Source organism: Bacillus sp. 1A (assembly GCF_052682215.1).
The window spans coordinates 2,318,866-2,336,882 of sequence record NZ_JBQYLZ010000001.1 but is presented as its reverse complement, the minus strand read 5'-3'; the positions used below and the strand labels follow the sequence as shown (position 1 = coordinate 2,336,882).

Genomic DNA, 18,017 nt, shown 5'->3' with positions numbered 1-18,017 from the left:
AACCTATTACAAAATGAGAAATTATGGTTTTTATCCGTATATTTTACATGCTATCCTTCTATCCAATCGAATATTTTCTCATCCTTTTTTCTATACCGAAAACTAACCTTGTAGAAAACTTCTTGTTTTATTTTGCACTGCAACGAAACGAGTATAACATCGTTTTCAAAGACGTAATTCCCACTTGCTTCGCCCTTTTCATATTGAAAGAAAAAAGTATCTTCCTTTTCTTTTTGCTGTAAGTCTTTTTTTATATTTGTAATAGATCGATTTAGTAGTTCCTCCAGTACAAACTTTTGCTCTATTTCAATATAAAATTTTTTATCTATAAGCAACATATTCGTTTCGTATACAAAGAACGAAGTTAATAATACAAGAAAAATGATTGTTCCTGGCATCGTAAATCCATCTTGTTTTCTCATATATTTATTTCCATTTCGCTATACCTGACAGCTACACCTTCATATACTTTCCCACTCATATCTTTCACATTTATAAAGAGCAAATGAGGTGTTACTTCATACGAAACCATTTCAACATTTTGTAATATAACTTCTCTTCCGCGCATATTCACTTTTCTTATAAGACGATTATTCAATTTTTCATACGTCACTTCATCTCCAGTGCGAAGACGGAAGCGCAAAAGATTATCTTTATTTTCAGGGACTATTTTTTCTACAAAAGATACTTCACGAAACTCTAACTGTACTTGTCCTATAAACACATCCCATTCCCAATTATTTAATCCTTTTGATTGGTTGTTCTCTATTCCAATAAAATTCAAACGTGGTAAGAGTAAAAAGAACAGTGATAACAGAAAAAAACATACGATCATTTCTATTAATGTAAACCCAACTTCTAATTTATTTCTTCTCCTGCATAAAAGCATTGTTCCATCATTCTTCCTTTCACATCTTTCCACATAGCACAAACTTCATTTCCTCCCCAATATGTGTAATATACATTTCCGTTTATGACTTTTTCTTGCGGTCGTTTCATCCCATTCTCATACGTATATAAAGCTGCTTCCCTTTTTAATAATACAAATGCTTTATAACGAATTTGTATGTTTTTTCGTTCTTGCATAACCAATACTGTTTGCGGAAGTAGTAAAGATACTGCCATCATTACTATACTTAATGCTACAAGCATCTCAGCCATCACTGACCCTTTTTGACATTTCACGATACGTAAATCTCCCTCTCCCAAGCTGAAATACAATCTCATATTTATAACTTCGATACGAAAGTAAAATAGTGCCACCTCTATTAATATTTCCACTCAGATTATATGTCATCGGATTTGGAAAAGTATTCAAATCAATTTGTATATCGCTATCATATTCTCTTTTAATGATAGTAAGATTCGTACTTAGCTCCCCTATATAATACGTATGTCTATCTTTATACCATCGTAATGTATAGTGTTTTTGACGGTTTATCGCTAATTGTTGCATATACAAAATATCATTTGAAAACTGTCTTAAAAATTGTTCCACTTTTTGTTTTTCATGTAATGAATGTACGTTAAAATACGTGACCATACTTAGTACAGAAATTGCAAATAGAACGAGTAGCATTTCTAAAAGAGTAAAACCTTTTTGCTTCACAGTTTCCCAGTTGTTACTGTGCCATCATTTGAAATATGAATGGATTCACCATTCGGACATTCATCAGCTGTAATATATTTTTCATCCCTTAGCTCTTTTAACGAGGGAATTTTATTATGTTGTAAATGGTATGCTTGTATTTGAGCTTCTATAGATTTCACATAGGCTTTACATCCTTTTCCTTCGACGGATGAACGCTGTGTAACTACATTCGGAATAATTAATAGTAATAATACAGTTATGACGACCATAACTAATAACATTTCTAAAAGGGTAAACCCTTCTTCATTCTGCATGTACATACCTCCTAAATAGAATTCATCATTTGAAACATTGGCATAATCATTGCTAAATACATAAGAACGACTATTCCTCCAATACACGTAAATAAAATTGGTTGAATGATCACTAACATACGTTTAACTTTTTGCTCCATCTTTCCCATAATATGATCGCTATAGTCACCTAATTCAATCGCCAAATTACCGTTTGCTTGTCCATGCGTAATAATATAAGAAAGTTCTTTCTCATAATATCCGCTTTTAGCAATAATAGATTGCAACGGTTCTCCCGCAATTAATTGACGTTCAATTCGGCCCGCTTCATATTGAAAAAACGGATGATAATGTTGCTCCATCATTATTGTTAGGGCCTCAAGTACTGATAGTCCGCCTTGTAATAAACCGCTCAATTGAGCGGCGAAATAATGTGAATGCTTTAAAATAAGAAATGTTTTTACGAGGGGGATACGAAGCTTAATTTTCACCTGCTTCATATGCGGGAGTTTCTGAAAGTAAAATATATATGCACTACAGCCAATCATAACGATAAAAAGAGTGCTAAAAATAAGGTAGGGTAGTAGCTTAATTGTACTTAATATTTGTTTTGTAAATAATGGTGCTGTAGAACCAAACGAACTATATACCATATCAACCTGTGGTAATAAAATGCGGTTAAAAATCAAAATCATGATCATTAAAAAAAACGCCAAAAACATAGGATACTGCATTATTTTCATCATATCTTTCCTATACTTATCCTTTTTATATAGAAGTGCACTCCCTTGTTGCAATGCAAAAGAAATATCACCATGTTGCTCGGCATAAAATAAATAACTTAACATCTCCTGATGAAACTTTAATTGATGAAAAGAATCGTGTAGACTTTTTCCATCTTTTAATCCATCAACCATGTGCTGTAATTGTACTTTCTTTTCTAAAGGTAATTGAAACCGTAAAAATTCTAATGCCTGCAAAAGGGAGTATCCTTTTTCTAATAGCTCTCCTAATCGTTTCAGTAATACTACTTGATCACTTAAACTCCATATTTTCTTAAACATAAACATCCTCTTCTAAAAATCCTAAAGCGTATCCTTTTCGTATCGAAGATTCTAATGTTTCATGCTTGTATGAGACACATTCCCCGTTTGCTTCTTTAATCGCTTGTTTTAACTCATATCCATATAACAACTCATAAATACTCGCTTGCCTTACTTGCCTCATTGATTTACATAAAGTTGAACACTTTCTTTTACAAAACGGACACTTTAATTCGACAAGTCGCTGTGCAGCTATAGCCAATAAAGATTGTTCAATCTCTTGCCTCGTTATACCGAAATCCATAAATCGGAGTATCGCCCCTTTCGCATCACTAGTATGCAGTGTCGTCATTACTAAATGTCCAGTCAAACTTGCTCTTATAGCGATTTTTGCTGTTTCTTCATCACGGATTTCACCGACTAAAATAATATCTGGATCATGACGTAAAATAGCCTTTAGTCCCGCCTCATATGTGATACCTGCTTTTTCATTTATTTGAATTTGTAATAAATCGTCATTTCTTTTTTCAACTGGGTCTTCCAGTGTAACGATGCGGCGCGTTTTCTTTTTTCTAATTACCTCTAATAATGCATACATTGTTGTTGTCTTCCCAGAACCAGTCGGTCCAGTAAATACGAGTAACCCATGTGAATAACTTAAAAAAGAGAGTAATTTTTTTGCTGTACTTGGAAATAACGAAAGATGAGATAACGGCTGAATAGATGCTTGTAAATGGAGACGAATAACGAGACTTTCTTGGTATACGGTTGGAAGCGTGGAAAGGCGTAAATACACTTCTTGTCCATCCATTTGTAAATACAGTGAACCATTTTGTGGCTTCCGCCTTTCTCCTATATCCATGGATGCTAAAAATTTAAAGTGTGAAACAAGTTTTTCTCCAAAATCCTTTTCAATGCAATGTTTCGTCATTAAATCTTTCCCTATACGCAGTTGAACCACTACATCCTTCTTCCGGGGCACAATATGTAAATCCGATGCTTGTACCCTGCACGCCTCTTTCAAAATCGTATTCGCAAAACTTTCAATTCCATTCATCATTTTTCCCTCCCCACTATGTATATAGCATGAAAAAACAGATAAGAAAAATCGGCATTTTTGTATTTTCACTAGAGAAAAAAGGGAAAATATGTTTGTGAAATTATGAACAATTTCCGAATTATTGTCTGAAATTACCTATATGGAAGTTTATCTGTATTATAATGTTATTATCTTGGATAAAGTGATAAAGGTGGAGATCCTCATGGAACAAGCTTTAAAAATTACAGGCGTATTATCTGACCCAACTCGTTATTACATTTATAAATATATTTCTCAAAAACATAGTTACGTAACTGTACAAGAAATTGCAGATGAGTTTGAGATTCATCCAAACGTAGCACGTTTACATTTATCTAAATTAGAAGATGTTCATATGCTGAAATCGGAAACGAAAAAAACTGGAAAAGGCGGAAGACCAAGCAGATTATATGTATTATCTGAAGATGTGATTCAATTACAATTTCCATTCCGCGATTATCAATTGTTAGCAAGAATAGCATTTAATTCTTTACTTAGCCTTGGCGCCGCTGGTGAAAAAGCGCTATACGAAACAGGAAAACAATTTGGGGCCGAGTTAATGCAACAACATATGCAGCGTTTACATGTGAATGAAGATGCTTTAACAGTAGAGCAAAAAGTCCAAATTGCAAAAGAAGCTTTCTCAACAGCTGGTTTATCACCTGCATTTGAATTAAGTGCAGATGGAACGAAAATTTTCTACGATGTACACAATTGTCCATTTAAAGAGGTTGCTGTTCATCACCCAACTGAAATTTGTAATATGCACGGAGATATGATGAAAGGGATTTTTGAAATCCTATTCCCTAACATGGAATTAACTCGAAACGATAGTCTACTAGATGGATGTAAATCTTGTAATTATAAACTAACAATTTAATTTCTCATATAAAAAGAAGCCAATTATAATTGGCTTCTTTTTATATGAACGAATATTTACAATAGTAAGAAAAATAAACTATAATGAGGAGAGGTTTACTTTTTTAGAAAAGGAGGGAGATGGCATGGAGCGCATGTTTCGCGTTCTCGGCTTTTGGACTGGAATTTTCTCGGTTATGTTTTACGTAGGGGATATGCAACAGGCTGCACTACTATTTTTAGGACAAACAGGTTTCTTCGTACTTTTAAGCTATTTAAATTTAACAGAGCGTATGTATATATACGTATTCGGGGCATATTTAACTATTTTCTTCATAGGATTTACATACTACACGACGTTTTTACTTGTCCCTGGAGCTGGACATTAAAGATGGCATTTTGCCATCTTTTTTTTAATTCTGCAATTCCCTAGTTGACTTATAGGTTTTATTGCCTTATATTCTATATAACAGATTGGAATTAGGGGGAATCAACATGAATACACTGCTTGTCGGAATTAACGTTGCAGTCATGATCATCTTAGTTGGCGTATTATATTATATGCAACGTAAGCATGTATCTTTTAATAAACGTGTATTTACTGCTTTAGGAGTCGGAATTATATTCGGTCTTATATTACAATTTATTTATGAGCCAACTTCTAAAGTAATTATTGAATCAAATACTTGGTTTGGCTTAATCGGTAGCGGTTATGTGAAATTACTTCAAATGATCGTTATGCCACTTATTTTAGTATCTATTATTTCCGCATTTACAAAATTACAGTTAACGAAAAACCTTGGTAAAATTAGTGGTCTTATTATCGGAATTTTAATTCTTACTACAGGAATCGCTGCAGCTGTCGGTATTGCTGCAAGTGCAGGATTTGATGTATCAGCAACAGGCTTGCAACAAGGTGATGCAGAATCTGCTCGTCTGAAGCTAGTTGAAGAAAGATTTACTTCTATTGAAAAAACAACAATTCCAGATAAATTATTAGAGCTGTTACCTACAAATCCGTTTCTTGATTTAACAGGAGCTCGTCCAACATCAACAATTTCTGTTGTAATATTTGCAGCCTTTATCGGTATCGCCTTTATAGGTGTAAAACGAAAATATCCAGAACAAGCAGAGCTGTTTAAGAAAATGCTTGATGCTGTATATGCAATTGTAATGCGTATGGTAACATTAATTTTACGTCTTACTCCATACGGCGTATTAGCTCTTATGGCAAAAACAGTTGCTGGTAGCGATATAAATGCTATTTTAAAACTTGGTAACTTCGTGTTAGCGTCTTACGTAGCACTTATCGTAATGTTCGTTATCCACTTATTATTAATTGCTCTATCTGGTTTAAATCCAATTCAATATTTAAAAAAGGTGTTCCCTGTATTAACATTTGCATTCACATCTCGCTCTAGTGCTGGTGCAATGCCATTAAATATTGAAGCGCAAAAAGAAAAGCTTGGTATTTCCGAAGGGATTGCAAACTTTGCAGCATCATTCGGAGTATCCATCGGACAAAACGGTTGCGCAGGTATTTATCCAGCAATGCTTGCAATGATGGTCGCTCCAACTGTAGGAATCGATCCATTACAACCACAATTTATTTTAACTTTAATCGCTGTCGTTGCTATTAGCTCATTCGGTGTTGCCGGTGTTGGTGGCGGTGCAACATTCGCAGCGTTAATCGTACTATCTACAATGAACTTACCAATCGGTATTGTCGCTCTTGTTATCTCAGTTGAACCATTAATCGATATGGGTCGTACAGCTCTTAACGTAAGTGGTTCTATGACAGCAGGTCTTATTTCTAGTAAATGGCTTGGTGAATTAGATCAAGATACGTACAATCAAGATGATACAAAAACTGGTGAAATTGCTTCATAATGAAAAGGACGCTAACAAAAATGTTAGCGTCCTTTTTTAGTTTTTTTCATCTTCCTCTTTGTCTTTTATACATAAGGCATAACATATTGTTTCAAACACTATGTATAAAGCTCTACCAATTACTTCAGCCATGGTAAAACACCACTTATATATCATTATGTATAGATGTAACGAAATTATACTTTTTTTCATTTTTTTAATAACTATTAATTATAAACTAAAGACTAACTATTATTCCTCATCTGCAAACTGTAAAAACTCTTCCAACCGCTCCTTTAACTCCTCCTCTATCTCACAATAAGTTTCATCAACAAGTTCACCACTTAACTTACTTCCCCAAAACCTTATTTGAAGCGGTACTCCTAAAAAATAATTACAACATTCCCAGATAGGAACTGTATAAAATTCAATCATCTTTCCTTCTTCATCTAATACAGCTATCGAAATCGATGAATAATATCCTGTTTCAAAAGGATTTTCTTTATCTCTGATGAGTTCTATAAATAATTCCATGTTTTTTTCTATGTACAAATGTGAATAATCTTTAAAAAGTTTAAATGATATTCTCTCTATTTCCTTCTCCATGCATTGAACCTTCTCTTTTAACTCCAATGTAAAATCTCGTTCTTTATACTTCATTTCCGTCTCCTTACACATAGAAAAAGAGAATACAATAATATATTCTCTTTTCTCAAATATATTTCATTATCTCACAGCCCGTCCTTTTCACAAATAACCATTTTGTTCGCACCATTTATGAAATTGTCCTACGTCTACTCCAACTAACACGATATCCTTTAGCTCTACATCAATGATTTGTTCTCCAATTACAATAGCAAACTGCGATTCTAATTTTGTCTCGCTGTTCTTTACAATTCCAATTCGGTTCCGATGCGGTCCATCTTTTATATATGCTTTTTGTCCTACAATATCAAAGTTCAAGTCTCTCACCTCTTTTATTGCGCTTAAATTTGAAATACGAACTCAAATTCGGAAATTTTCCTTTCCTTGCACTATTTCTCTATATATATGACGAAACAATAAAAGAGTCCTCCCTTCTTTACAATTATTTTTTCTTTGTTTCATTTTTGTGATTGAAACGTAAAGTTTATAATAAAATACACTTGGAAGCGCTTTCTATGTAATTTTTTATGTTATAATATATAAGTAGAACTTCGCAAAGAGGGTTAAAAAAAATGAATACAAAAATGATTAAAAAAGTAATTGACGCATTAAAAGTATATGGCTTTCAGAATGTATCATTCTGTGACAAAACGAAACAATTTTTATTTCATAACGAAATGGATATTATGAGCGGCTATGCAGAAATAACATATAGTAGTCAATTTGAAAAATTCAACGTACAAATTCATCCGATTGAAACACATCACCAAGCAGAGTTACAAGAGGTTGAAAGACATATACAGGCCTGTATAAGGAAAGTGGAATATTTAAACGCACTTCTTAGCGGGCAAACAAAACTAGATGACAAAATTATTATAATGTAAAAAAAGAACGTGATATTGAAGTGACCCCTAAAAATTAGACACGGTTATTTCATTAGGCAGCTTGATCAAAATGAGTCCGGTATTGTACCGGGCTCATTTTTAATTTTGTCTTAATCCGTTTCGTATTATAATAATCTATATATTTTTCTAATTCTATTTTAAAATGCTCAATACATTCAAATTCTTTTATATAGAGGAACTCCGACTTCATAATCCCAAAGAAATTCTCTATTACTGCGTTGTCGTAACAGTTTCCTTTTCGAGACATACTCTGTACGATAGCTCTTGATTCAAGTGTACGGACGTACTGTCTCATTTGATAATGCCATCCTTGATCCGAATGCATCAATAGCTGGTGGTTTTCAGGTAAACGTTCTAATGCTTTCTCTAACATCTCTGAAACAAGCGAATACGTCGGTCTAGAACTAATTGTATAGGTAATAATTTCACCATTATACAAATCTAATACAGGTGATACATACAGTTTTTCTCCAAACAATTTAAACTCTGTGATGTCTGTTACCCATTTTTGATTCGGTGCATCTGCATAAAAATTACGCTCTAAAATATTGGGTGCAATTTTACCGACTTTCCCCTTATAAGATTTATATTTCTTCATGCGCACAACGCACTTTAAGCCAAGCTCTTTCATAATGCGTTGCACCTTCTTGTGATTCACTTTCTGACCACGATTCGTTAATTCATCACGAATGCGACGGTAACCATAACGACCTTCATTCTCCTCATAAATCGCTTTAATCTCAGCTTTCAAATCGGCGTCTACATCTGGGCGATTCATTTTTTTTACTAAATCATAATACGTGCTTCGTGGAATACCAGCTAGCTCCACGAGTGCCTTCACCAAATATTTATGCCTTAATTCATAGACTACTTGCGCTTTATCTTGTTTTGTGATTTTTCCTTGTTTTGAACTAAGGCATTCAACTTTTTTAAGTACTCATTTTCCATTTCAAGCTGTTTAATACGTGCTTCAAGTGCTTCGGCTGACCCTTCAGCTAAAGCTTGTTTTAATTGTTTATTTGAATCTTTTTTCATGGATAAACGCCCCTTTTTCTTAGATTGAAGGGCATCAATTCCTTGTGTTTCCAGTTGTTTTTTCCAAACAGAAATCGTTGAAGGGGCAGGAATGTTAAAGATAGCTGCCGTCTCAAATAAGGACATACCGTTTCCAATCATAAAGTTTAGTACGTCTAGTTTAAATTGTTGTGTGTAATTTGTACATCGTTTTAGAAAAGCTTCCACACCATTTTGCTTATATTGGTTTACCCAATTCAAAATGATTGTGCCACTTATACCGATCGCTCTACCCATTTCTCGATAACTTTCATTTCCGTTCAAATAACGTAGAACGATTTGTATTTTTTCATCAGCTGTAAATTTAGCCATAGAAAAACTGCACCTCCAATTGTTAGACTGTGTCTAACAATTGGGGTGCAGTTCATATCCTCACGTTCTTTTTTTACATTATACGTTCATCTTTTCCTTCAGTTGTAATCCTGTAATGGATTGTAATACATCCATTGCTTCTCCAAATGTCATATCAAATATCGTCTTATCCTCTATGTATGGAAATTGTCTAAAGCGCTTTTCTAACATTTTCACGGCGTCCGACGTAAAGTGTACACTATCAATGCCAAATTCTGTTTCAAGAAGAACGATCCAATCTAACACATGAAAACCTAATCCATTTACGAATGAAATAAGTTTTTCTTCTGGCTGTGAAGATAAGAATACGTGTCGTTCCATCTCATCGAAAAGTTCTTCACCTAAAACTTCTGCTAATTCATCATCATGTTCGCGTTCAATAATCTCTTCATATCCGTAATCATCCACAAGCTCTTCTACTTCTTCACTGTCCTCACAAAGCAATTGACTAAGAACGGCCCCTTTCTTAAATTCACTATTTTGTACAACTTCTAAAAAGCTCGTTTCCCATCCATTTTCTAATTTCATATTATATACTCCTTTATATACGTTTCTTATCATCACTGTTCCCAAAAGATCACTTTTATAACCTTTTAGGTCGTTACTATTATTTCACATGATTCATAACATAAGATGCATATTCAGTTGCATCTCCTTCAAAAATATTTATTTCTGGCAAATGATAGAACGTTGTTTGAAGCGGGTTTCTTTCATGATATACATATATCTTTTTCTCTAGCGCAATCGCCATTCCAAACTCTGTATGGCTCCCGTTTCCGCCATCTAATATAAGTAAAAAGACATCCGCTTCTTTAATAGCATTCTTTTCTGCCTGACCAATTTCTCTTAATTGATCTTGATTCACTGCTCTTTCGTTTCTTGTCCAATCATATGTATGGTGCCATCCTGCATGTTTCAGTTCATTTGCTATAGAACGTACAAGATGTTTATTTTGGAATCCTGAGGCGACATAAAAATTCATTTATATACACTCCTTCATTATGTACGGGAAACTCCTTTTAGCGTTAATTGCTATAAACATAATAAAGAACGACTTCAAAAAAAAAATCCCCCTCTTTAAAACTTATTTGCGTTTAAATGATGGGATTCTTCATGCTCTTCTTTTATTTTCTTCTTTTTATAACTTTCATCAGCTAACATTTCTAGTTCAGCTGTTATTTCTGATTTTTCAAGCTCTCTTTCTTGCGAAAATTTCCTTGAAATATAAACAATAACACTACCAACGTACAACACAAAGCATATAATAAGTGCAGTATTTTCATAGAGACTTAGCTCCAACACAGTCACTCCTAATCCATTCGTATTTTCACGCTTCATTAATTGGAATTTCCCTACTAATCCATTTGTTATTGTAACATAAAAATATCAATCCTTGGAATCTTTCATCCTACTAAAAAAGACATGATTGTTTCATCATGCCTCTGAAATATGTTGAATGATTGTTTGAATTGCTTCTTTTCCATTATATTTTTTTAGTGCTGTTTTATACATCTCATTATTTTGATTTAATTCTTCGACATGCTTTATAAGTGATTTCACAGTCACATCTTCTTCATACAATACGGAAGCATATCCTTGTCTTTCAAAAGACTCTGCATTTAGTATTTGATCTCCACGACTTGCAAATTTCGATAGCGGAATTAAAACCATCGGCTTTTGCAATGTTAAAAACTCAAAGATGGCATTAGAGCCCGCACGTGAAATAACAAAATCTGTTATCGCTAATATGTCTGGCAGTTCTCCATGTATATATTCAAATTGTTTATATCCTTCTTTATTTTGTAAGCTTTCATCAAGATTACCTTTTCCGCAAAGATGAACAATTTGATATTTTTTCAAAAGTTCTGGTAACGCTTCTCGAACCGTTTCATTAATTTTCTTTGCGCCCAAACTTCCTCCCATAATTGTAATAACTGGCTTTTTACGTGAAAAACTTAAAAATGCTAAACCTTTTTCACGATTTCCCTTTAGCACTTCTTCACGTACAGGAGATCCTGTATAGATTACTTTTTCTTTCGGTAAATGTTTCGCAGCTTCTTCAAATGTAACAAATATTTTCGAAGCAAAACGGAGCGCAATTTTATTTGCTAGTCCTGGCGTCATATCAGATTCATGTAATAAAACAGGGACTCTATTTAGCCAGCCTCCAATTACGACTGGTACAGATACGAAACCACCTTTTGAAAAAATCACATCCGGTTTTAGTTTTCGAATCCTTACATACGCATCCATAACACCCTTCATTACAAGAAAAGGATCTTTTATATTTTTTAAATCAAAATAACGACGTAGCTTTCCACTTGAAATACTATAGTACGGAATGCCTTCCTGTTCTATAATCGTTTTCTCAATTCCTTGATGAGAACCAATATAAGAAATATCCCAATTCCGTTCTTGTAAATGTGGAATGATGGCTAAATTAGGTGTTACATGCCCTGCCGAACCGCCACCTGTAAAGACTATTTTCTTCATACGTCTCCCCCTTCTACACTATAATACACTAAAATATCTTGCCTCAGGGTGAGAAAATACCATAGCCGTTACAGACGCTTCTGGCTCCATCATAAATCCTTCCGTTAATGAAATACCTATTTCCTCTGGATGAATTAAGCGAAATAGCTTTTCTTGATCTGCAAGTTCTGGACATGCCGGATAACCGAAGGACACTCGTATCCCTCTATATTTCGTACGGAAACGTTCTTCCATCGTCAGTTCTGATGAATCTGGAATACCCCAGCGATCACGAATGAGCATATGTGTTTTTTCAGCAAGACCTTCTGCTAGTTCAAGCGCTAACGATTGAATGGCATGACTGCGTAAATAATCACCCTTCGCCTTCCACTCTTCAGCAATGTCCCGAACGCCTTCCCCAACCGTAACAGATAGGAAAGCAACATAGTCCATCTCATCTCCAACTGGTCGTAAATAATCACCTAAAGTACGATATGGTGCTTTTCCTTGCCTTGGGAATGTGAAACGCTCTATAACACGTGTATGATCTTCTGGATCATATATTACAATGTTTTGTCCGTCACTTTGCGCTGGGAAAAATTGATACACCGCTTTCGGTTTTAACCAAGATTTTCCTTCCTGCAATAATTCGTCTATTAAATCATTTAATTCGTGTGCTCTCTTATCTCCCTCTCGCAAAAGCTTCTTCACATTTCCTTTTAATCCAAGGTGATGTCCAAGTAGCATTTGTCTATTTAAAAATGGAGCGAGATGTACAACTGGGATATCCCGTAATACAATTCGCTTTGTTGAATCAGGTATCATAACCTCAGCCTTCGGTAACGGTTCAATTACTGCTGGAATTTCTACTTTCTTCTCCTCTTTTTTTACGATATGAAGATGACGCTCTTTTTTATCTTGTTTCATCTTCTCGCGCTCTTCTTCTTTTTGAAGCTTATTAATGATATCAAGACCAGTCATCGCATCACTCGCATAGCATACGAGCCCTGTATATGATGGGGATATACGGTTATCTGTAAACTTTCTCGTTAACGCTGCCCCGCCTACAACGATTGGAATATCAATATTTGCCGCTTTTAAATCTTCAGCAGTCGTTACCATTTGTTGCGCTGATTTTACTAATAAACCAGAAAGGCCAATAATGTCAGGCTTCTTTTCTTGTACTTCTTGTACAATTCGATCTGAGCGAACATTGATTCCTAAATTAATAATCTCATATCCGTTATTCGATAAAATAATTTCAACGAGGTTTTTCCCAATATCATGTACGTCACCTTTAACAGTTGCTAATAATACTTTCCCTTTTTTCGCACTCTCGCTAGATTCCATATGTGGCTCTAAATAGCTTACGGCAGCTTTCATACTTTCAGCACTTTGCAATACTTCGGCAACGATAAGCTCATTATTATTAAATAATCGTCCCACCTCATCCATTCCTGTCATAAGTGGGCCATTAATAATATCCAAAGGTTTTCTTCCTTCTGTAAGTGCAAGGCTTAAATCTTCTTGTAGTCCTTGTTTCGTACCTTCTACAATGTAATTTGCCAGCCTTTCATCAAGAGTTAATGTTTCTTGGGTAACGACATCTTTCTTTTTTGCCGCGCGATAAAAATTTGTAAATTCTTCTAACGTCTCTTGCGTCGTTTCAAAAAGTAGTGCATCAGCAAGACGTTTTTCTTCCTCTGGAATTGACGCATACCGTTCTAATTTTTCCGTATTCACAATTGCGTAATCTAGTCCTGCTTTCGTTGCATGATATAAAAAGACGGAATTTAATACTTCTCGGCCAGCTGGTGGTAAACCAAAAGATATGTTACTTACACCTAAAATCGTTAAACACTCTGGTAAGGCTTCTTTAATAAGGCGAATTCCTTCTATCGTCGCTGCCGCTGAACCAATATATTCTTCATCACCTGTACCTACAGGAAATACAAGTGCATCAAAAATAATATCTGACGGGCGTATACCATATTTCGTCGTCAATAACTCATAACTTCTTTTCGCGATTTCGAGTTTTCGTTCTGCACTAACCGCCATACCATCTTCATCAATTGTTCCTACAACAATAGCAGCACCATATTTCCGAAGAAGCGGCGTCACTTTTTTAAATCGTTCTTCTCCATCTTCTAAATTAATTGAATTAATAACAGCTTTTCCTTGAATATAAGTAAGAGCTCGCTCCATCACATTTTCATCTGTTGAATCAATCATAATTGGTACTTTTAACACTTTCGTAACTTCTGCCAAGAAGTTTTCCATATCTTCTATTTCATCGCGATCAGGATCTGCCATACAAATATCAATAATATGAGCATTTTTCTTCACTTGCGCTCTTGCGACTTCAGCAGCCTCTTCAAATTTCCCTTCTGCTACTAATCGTTTAAATTTACGTGACCCAATAACGTTTGTTCTTTCACCAACAAATAATGGTCTCATAGAGTCATCATATTGAAGTGCCTCTAATCCACTAACCCCGTGTCCATCTCTTTCGTGGTGTTCACGCGGCTTAAGAGAAGCTAACGCAGATTTCATTGCTTTTATATGTTCTGGTGTTGTGCCACAACAACCCCCGATAATATTAACCCATCCTTCTTCAGCAAATCGCTTCACTTTTTCAGCGAGAGAAGATGGAGATTCATGATAATGTCCATCTTCATCAGGAAGACCTGCATTTGGATAACAAGAAATGTAACACTCCGACAAATCAGATAGTGAACGAATATGGTCTCTCATAAACTCCGGACCAGTCGCACAGTTTAATCCAACAGATAGTGGCTTCATATGTTCTACTGATAAGTAAAAAGCCTCAATTGTTTGCCCGGCCAGAGTCGTTCCCATCGGTTCAATCGTTCCTGAAATCATAATAGGTACAATTTTATTTAGCTCATCAAAAGCTGCTTGAATTCCAATATAAGCAGCCTTCACGTTACGCATATCTTGACTCGTCTCAACGAGTAATACATCTACGTCGCCATTCAATAAGCCTCTAGCCTGCCGTGTATAGGCTTCAATTAATTCTTCAAACGTCACACCACCTGTAACACTAATCGCTTTCGTTGTCGGCCCCATTGCTCCCGCAACATATACTTCCTTCCCGCTTTCTTTGACCGCTTGCTTCGCTAAACGTGCTGCCTTCTCATTTAATTCCTCATCTAAATGAGACAACTCATAATCACTTAATACAATATTCGTCGCCCCAAATGTATTTGTTTCAATAATATCCGCTCCAGCTTCAATATAAGCTTTATGAATCTTTAAAATGACATCAGGCCTTGTTTCTACTAAATATTCATTACAGCCTTCGTACTCTTCTCCTCCGAAATCTTCCGCAGTTAAGTCCTCTTGCTGGATCATTGTTCCCATTGCACCATCTAATATTAAGATGTTATTTTGTAATTTTTCTTCTATACATTTCATCAGTTAATACCTTCTTTCACTTCTTGCTTTTCTCTCACATATTTAACAAGATGTTCTGTAATTTCATATTTTAGAAATGGTGTAATAAGATAAATGCCGTTAAAATATTTCATCGCCGCATCGATCAATTCTTGTGAAATGCGAATCCCTTCCTCAATTGCTGCCTCTTTCGTTTCATGTCCATCCATTCTCTCCCTTATTTCTTCAGGTAGTGTAATACCCGGTACCTCAAAATGAAGGAAATCTGCATTCCTTTTACTTATTAATGGCATAATCCCAATAAAAATAGGTTGTTCCAAATGCTTTGTCGCTTCATACACTTCTTCAATTAACGCGATATCATAAATTGGCTGCGTTAAGAAATATTCCGCTCCAGCATCTATTTTCCGTTCCATTCGCTTAACCGCTGCTTTTAAATGTCTTACATGCGGATTAAACGCACCTCCCACTGAAAACCTTGTTGCTGGACCAATTGATTTCCCTAAAATCGAGCGCCCGTCGTTCATTTCTTTAATCATTTTAATGAGCTCAATAGAGGACAAATCATATACAGAAGTGGCACCTGGAAAATCACCAACGCGTGCTGGATCACCAGTTAAAGCTAACACTTCTTCCATACCTAACGCTGATAGGCCTAGTAAATGAGATTGTAGTCCGATGACGTTATGGTCTCTACACGTTAAGTGCGTCAATACCGGAATATCGTGCTTCGTTAATAATGCCCCCATTGCCATATTCGAGATGCGAGGCGATGCTAATGAATTATCTGCTAGAGTAATAGCATCTGCACCAGCTCTTTTCAATGCTCTTGCTCCTTCAAAAAATCGCTGCGTATTTAACGTTTTCGGTGGATCTAATTCCACTACTACTGTCGTTTGTTTTTTTGCTTTCTCTGCTAATGTGACATGAGCTTTTGAACGCTTCTCGTGTGTATGAACTACTTTCGGTCTTTGAATCGTATCCTTTTCTATTACAGGTGTAACATTTGCAATTGCACGTTTCATACTTTCAATATGTTCTGGAGTCGTGCCACAACAACCACCCAATAACCGGATACCTTGCTCAATAAATTTCGGTGTCATCGCTTCGAAATAAGCCGGACTTCCCTCATATACGTAGCGTCCCTCCACATAATTCGGGAGACCTGCATTTGGATATGCTGACAAGTAGCCATTTTGAGGAATCGATATCATTTTAAAAGCTTCCGTCATATGAAGTGGCCCTAGTTGACAGTTCAATCCAACGACATTTGCACCGTAATCTAAAAGCTGCTTTAATATTTCATTTACATCATTTCCATTTTGAGTCGTACCTGCCTCATGTAACGCTAATTGAGCTACAATTGGAATATTCGTTTGTTTTCGTAACACCTGAACAGCATGAAGTAATTCAAACTCATCATAGAAAGTCTCTAATAGCAGTCCATCAACCTGTTCTTCTAGTAATGCACTTGCCTGCTCAAGTAGCATAAATTCTCGCTCCATATCAGTTGTTGTAACAGCTCCGATATGTTTCATACCACCAATTGTCCCTAAAATTGCATTTCTATCTGTAACAGATGCTTTCGCAATCTTCACTGCCGCTTTATTAATTTGAACAACTTGATTCTCTAAGCCATACATACGTAATTTCGCTTCATTCGCTCCGTACGTATTTGTTTGAATCACATCAGCCCCAGCAGCTACATATTGCTTATGAATCGATATAATTAAATCTGGATCAGATATATTCAATTCTTCAAAACTACTTTGCAAGCCATGTGAATGTAATAATGTCCCAACCGCGCCATCACCTATTACAATTCCTTTTGATAATAAATCTAGTAATTTCACAAATCTCCCTCATTTCTATCAATATAAAAAAAACCCTCTTCACTTTGAAGAGGGGGACATAATCATTCCTCCTCTTATTATGCAAAACATTCGTTTTGCAGGTATTAGCACCGTTTCAAACATTTCGTTTAAAGGTTGCCGGGTTTCACAGGGCCTTTCCCTCCACCGCTCTCAATAAGAGTTTGTCTTTATTATTTTATTTATGTAGCTAAAAGGAAATACGTTCCCCTTTTAACAATGTTTGTTAATTTTTTAATAAATTTAGCATGCACAAATGCAAAAGTCAATGACACTTGCGGAAAAATAAAAATTATTTAAAATAAAGTTGCAATTCAATTATCTTTTGTTGTAAAGTTAAAAACATAATAAAATTTCATACGAACATTCTTATCTAGAGAGGTAGAGGGACTGGCCCTTTGACGCCTCAGCAACCATTAACATTTGTTAATAAGGTGCTAATTCCAGCAAATTGTGAAAGATTTGACAGATGAGAAGAAGACTCTATTCAAACCGAAAGCCTTCTTCTTTAGAAGGCTTTTTTTATTTTACATTCACTTAATTGTTAATT

20 protein-coding genes and 2 riboswitches are annotated in these 18,017 nt (G+C 35.3%); of the genes, 4 read left to right on the top strand and 16 right to left on the bottom strand.

Going from position 1 to position 18,017, the window contains the following annotated elements; genetic code table 11:
* Positions 1-50 precede the first annotated feature (50 nt).
* Genes comGG through comGA form a run of 7 tightly spaced genes read right to left on the bottom strand, consistent with a single transcriptional unit; the run spans position 51 to position 3,984 of the window.
* Positions 51-422, bottom strand: coding sequence for a competence type IV pilus minor pilin ComGG (gene comGG, locus ACUN0F_RS11800; protein ID WP_046956345.1), 372 nt, complete (start codon positions 420-422; stop codon positions 51-53).
* Positions 419-889 (bottom strand): competence type IV pilus minor pilin ComGF, encoded by a 471-nt coding sequence (comGF, locus tag ACUN0F_RS11795; protein ID WP_000923111.1) that lies wholly within the window; start codon positions 887-889, stop codon positions 419-421. The genes comGG and comGF overlap by 4 nt, the downstream gene beginning before the upstream one ends.
* Positions 859-1,161 carry a competence protein ComG gene (locus tag ACUN0F_RS11790; protein ID WP_445539522.1) on the bottom strand — a complete coding sequence of 101 codons (303 nt, stop codon included), beginning with the start codon at positions 1,159-1,161 and terminating at the stop codon, positions 859-861. The genes comGF and ACUN0F_RS11790 overlap by 31 nt, the downstream gene beginning before the upstream one ends.
* Positions 1,154-1,609 carry a comG operon protein ComGD gene (gene comGD, locus ACUN0F_RS11785; RefSeq protein ID WP_445539521.1) on the bottom strand — a complete coding sequence of 152 codons (456 nt, stop codon included), beginning with the start codon at positions 1,607-1,609 and terminating at the stop codon, positions 1,154-1,156. The genes ACUN0F_RS11790 and comGD overlap by 8 nt, the downstream gene beginning before the upstream one ends.
* Entirely contained in the window at positions 1,606-1,905 is a 300-nt protein-coding gene (gene comGC, locus ACUN0F_RS11780) for a competence type IV pilus major pilin ComGC (protein WP_001178693.1), read from the bottom strand. The genes comGD and comGC overlap by 4 nt, the downstream gene beginning before the upstream one ends.
* Before the next feature lie 11 nt (positions 1,906-1,916).
* The gene (gene comGB, locus ACUN0F_RS11775; RefSeq protein WP_264460808.1) at positions 1,917-2,948 is read right to left on the bottom strand and encodes a competence type IV pilus assembly protein ComGB; all 1,032 of its coding nucleotides are present in this window, start codon (positions 2,946-2,948) and stop codon (positions 1,917-1,919) included.
* Positions 2,941-3,984, bottom strand: coding sequence for a competence protein ComGA (comGA, locus tag ACUN0F_RS11770; RefSeq protein ID WP_445539520.1), 1,044 nt, complete (start codon positions 3,982-3,984; stop codon positions 2,941-2,943). The genes comGB and comGA overlap by 8 nt, the downstream gene beginning before the upstream one ends.
* Positions 3,985-4,189: 205 nt before the next feature.
* Between comGA and ACUN0F_RS11765 the strand changes: the two genes are divergently transcribed.
* The 3 genes from ACUN0F_RS11765 to ACUN0F_RS11755 all read left to right on the top strand — a co-directional run bounded on the left by ACUN0F_RS11765 (position 4,190) and on the right by ACUN0F_RS11755 (position 6,753).
* Positions 4,190-4,885 carry a helix-turn-helix transcriptional regulator gene (locus ACUN0F_RS11765; protein ID WP_000434130.1) on the top strand — a complete coding sequence of 232 codons (696 nt, stop codon included), beginning with the start codon at positions 4,190-4,192 and terminating at the stop codon, positions 4,883-4,885.
* Positions 4,886-5,009: 124 nt separating this feature from the next.
* The gene (locus ACUN0F_RS11760) at positions 5,010-5,252 is read left to right on the top strand and encodes a DUF2626 domain-containing protein (RefSeq protein ID WP_445539519.1); all 243 of its coding nucleotides are present in this window, start codon (positions 5,010-5,012) and stop codon (positions 5,250-5,252) included.
* Positions 5,253-5,358: 106 nt separating this feature from the next.
* Complete coding sequence (locus ACUN0F_RS11755; protein ID WP_046956341.1) at positions 5,359-6,753, top strand: L-cystine transporter; 1,395 nt, start codon at positions 5,359-5,361, stop codon at positions 6,751-6,753.
* A 231-nt stretch (positions 6,754-6,984) separates the two neighbouring features.
* On the opposite strand, the gene ACUN0F_RS11750 is transcribed toward ACUN0F_RS11755, so the two are convergent.
* Both ACUN0F_RS11750 and ACUN0F_RS11745 read right to left on the bottom strand, forming a co-directional pair.
* Positions 6,985-7,392 (bottom strand): hypothetical protein, encoded by a 408-nt coding sequence (locus tag ACUN0F_RS11750; protein WP_046957547.1) that lies wholly within the window; start codon positions 7,390-7,392, stop codon positions 6,985-6,987.
* An 87-nt stretch (positions 7,393-7,479) separates the two neighbouring features.
* Positions 7,480-7,695 (bottom strand): DUF3912 family protein, encoded by a 216-nt coding sequence (locus ACUN0F_RS11745; RefSeq protein ID WP_001008334.1) that lies wholly within the window; start codon positions 7,693-7,695, stop codon positions 7,480-7,482.
* A 254-nt stretch (positions 7,696-7,949) separates the two neighbouring features.
* Here ACUN0F_RS11745 and ACUN0F_RS11740 point away from each other — a divergent pair, with 254 nt between their 5' ends.
* The gene (locus tag ACUN0F_RS11740; protein WP_001093232.1) at positions 7,950-8,261 is read left to right on the top strand and encodes a hypothetical protein; all 312 of its coding nucleotides are present in this window, start codon (positions 7,950-7,952) and stop codon (positions 8,259-8,261) included.
* Positions 8,262-8,313: 52 nt separating this feature from the next.
* Here the strand turns inward: ACUN0F_RS11740 and ACUN0F_RS11735 are convergent.
* The 7 genes from ACUN0F_RS11735 to ACUN0F_RS11705 form a co-directional block, all read right to left on the bottom strand.
* Positions 8,314-9,668 (bottom strand): IS3 family transposase gene (locus ACUN0F_RS11735; protein WP_445539518.1). Its coding sequence is split into 2 segments (ribosomal slippage): positions 8,314-9,215 and positions 9,215-9,668, totalling 1,356 coding nucleotides; the frame shifts between segments, so codons are not numbered across the junction.
* A gap of 78 nt (positions 9,669-9,746) precedes the next feature.
* Positions 9,747-10,235, bottom strand: a complete 489-nt coding sequence (locus ACUN0F_RS11730; RefSeq protein WP_000764277.1) for a hypothetical protein — start codon at positions 10,233-10,235, stop codon at positions 9,747-9,749.
* A 79-nt stretch (positions 10,236-10,314) separates the two neighbouring features.
* On the bottom strand, positions 10,315-10,689 hold the full coding sequence (locus ACUN0F_RS11725; RefSeq protein WP_088123399.1) for a nucleoside 2-deoxyribosyltransferase: 375 nt from the start codon (positions 10,687-10,689) through the stop codon (positions 10,315-10,317).
* A gap of 95 nt (positions 10,690-10,784) precedes the next feature.
* On the bottom strand, positions 10,785-11,045 hold the full coding sequence (locus tag ACUN0F_RS11720; RefSeq protein WP_000817963.1) for a DUF3966 domain-containing protein: 261 nt from the start codon (positions 11,043-11,045) through the stop codon (positions 10,785-10,787).
* A gap of 96 nt (positions 11,046-11,141) precedes the next feature.
* Positions 11,142-12,200 carry an undecaprenyldiphospho-muramoylpentapeptide beta-N-acetylglucosaminyltransferase gene (murG, locus tag ACUN0F_RS11715; protein WP_445539517.1) on the bottom strand — a complete coding sequence of 353 codons (1,059 nt, stop codon included), beginning with the start codon at positions 12,198-12,200 and terminating at the stop codon, positions 11,142-11,144.
* An 18-nt stretch (positions 12,201-12,218) separates the two neighbouring features.
* Positions 12,219-15,617 carry a methionine synthase gene (gene metH / locus ACUN0F_RS11710; RefSeq protein ID WP_445539516.1) on the bottom strand — a complete coding sequence of 1,133 codons (3,399 nt, stop codon included), beginning with the start codon at positions 15,615-15,617 and terminating at the stop codon, positions 12,219-12,221.
* Positions 15,617-17,449: a bifunctional homocysteine S-methyltransferase/methylenetetrahydrofolate reductase gene (locus ACUN0F_RS11705; protein ID WP_000770341.1), complete on the bottom strand. Its 1,833-nt coding sequence runs from the start codon at positions 17,447-17,449 to the stop codon at positions 15,617-15,619. Before ACUN0F_RS11705 ends, metH begins: the two co-directional genes overlap by 1 nt.
* A gap of 71 nt (positions 17,450-17,520) precedes the next feature.
* Positions 17,521-17,630, bottom strand: a riboswitch (SAM riboswitch).
* A 203-nt stretch (positions 17,631-17,833) separates the two neighbouring features.
* A riboswitch (SAM riboswitch) is annotated at positions 17,834-17,943 on the top strand.
* Positions 17,944-18,017: the final 74 nt, after the last annotated feature.

Coding starts and splice junctions, on each gene's coding strand:
- comGC (WP_001178693.1), bottom strand. CDS start 1,905: ATGCAGAATGAAGAAGGGTTTACCCTTTTAGAAATGTTATTAGTTATG.
- ACUN0F_RS11740 (WP_001093232.1), top strand. CDS start 7,950: ATGAATACAAAAATGATTAAAAAAGTAATTGACGCATTAAAAGTATAT.
- ACUN0F_RS11760 (WP_445539519.1), top strand. CDS start 5,010: ATGGAGCGCATGTTTCGCGTTCTCGGCTTTTGGACTGGAATTTTCTCG.
- ACUN0F_RS11765 (WP_000434130.1), top strand. CDS start 4,190: ATGGAACAAGCTTTAAAAATTACAGGCGTATTATCTGACCCAACTCGT.
- ACUN0F_RS11730 (WP_000764277.1), bottom strand. CDS start 10,235: ATGAAATTAGAAAATGGATGGGAAACGAGCTTTTTAGAAGTTGTACAA.
- comGF (WP_000923111.1), bottom strand. CDS start 889: ATGCTTTTATGCAGGAGAAGAAATAAATTAGAAGTTGGGTTTACATTA.
- ACUN0F_RS11755 (WP_046956341.1), top strand. CDS start 5,359: ATGAATACACTGCTTGTCGGAATTAACGTTGCAGTCATGATCATCTTA.
- ACUN0F_RS11790 (WP_445539522.1), bottom strand. CDS start 1,161: ATGGCTGAGATGCTTGTAGCATTAAGTATAGTAATGATGGCAGTATCT.
- ACUN0F_RS11725 (WP_088123399.1), bottom strand. CDS start 10,689: ATGAATTTTTATGTCGCCTCAGGATTCCAAAATAAACATCTTGTACGT.
- metH (WP_445539516.1), bottom strand. CDS start 15,617: ATGAAATGTATAGAAGAAAAATTACAAAATAACATCTTAATATTAGAT.
- comGA (WP_445539520.1), bottom strand. CDS start 3,984: ATGAATGGAATTGAAAGTTTTGCGAATACGATTTTGAAAGAGGCGTGC.
- murG (WP_445539517.1), bottom strand. CDS start 12,200: ATGAAGAAAATAGTCTTTACAGGTGGCGGTTCGGCAGGGCATGTAACA.
- ACUN0F_RS11720 (WP_000817963.1), bottom strand. CDS start 11,045: ATGAAGCGTGAAAATACGAATGGATTAGGAGTGACTGTGTTGGAGCTA.
- comGG (WP_046956345.1), bottom strand. CDS start 422: ATGAGAAAACAAGATGGATTTACGATGCCAGGAACAATCATTTTTCTT.
- ACUN0F_RS11750 (WP_046957547.1), bottom strand. CDS start 7,392: ATGAAGTATAAAGAACGAGATTTTACATTGGAGTTAAAAGAGAAGGTT.
- comGB (WP_264460808.1), bottom strand. CDS start 2,948: ATGTTTAAGAAAATATGGAGTTTAAGTGATCAAGTAGTATTACTGAAA.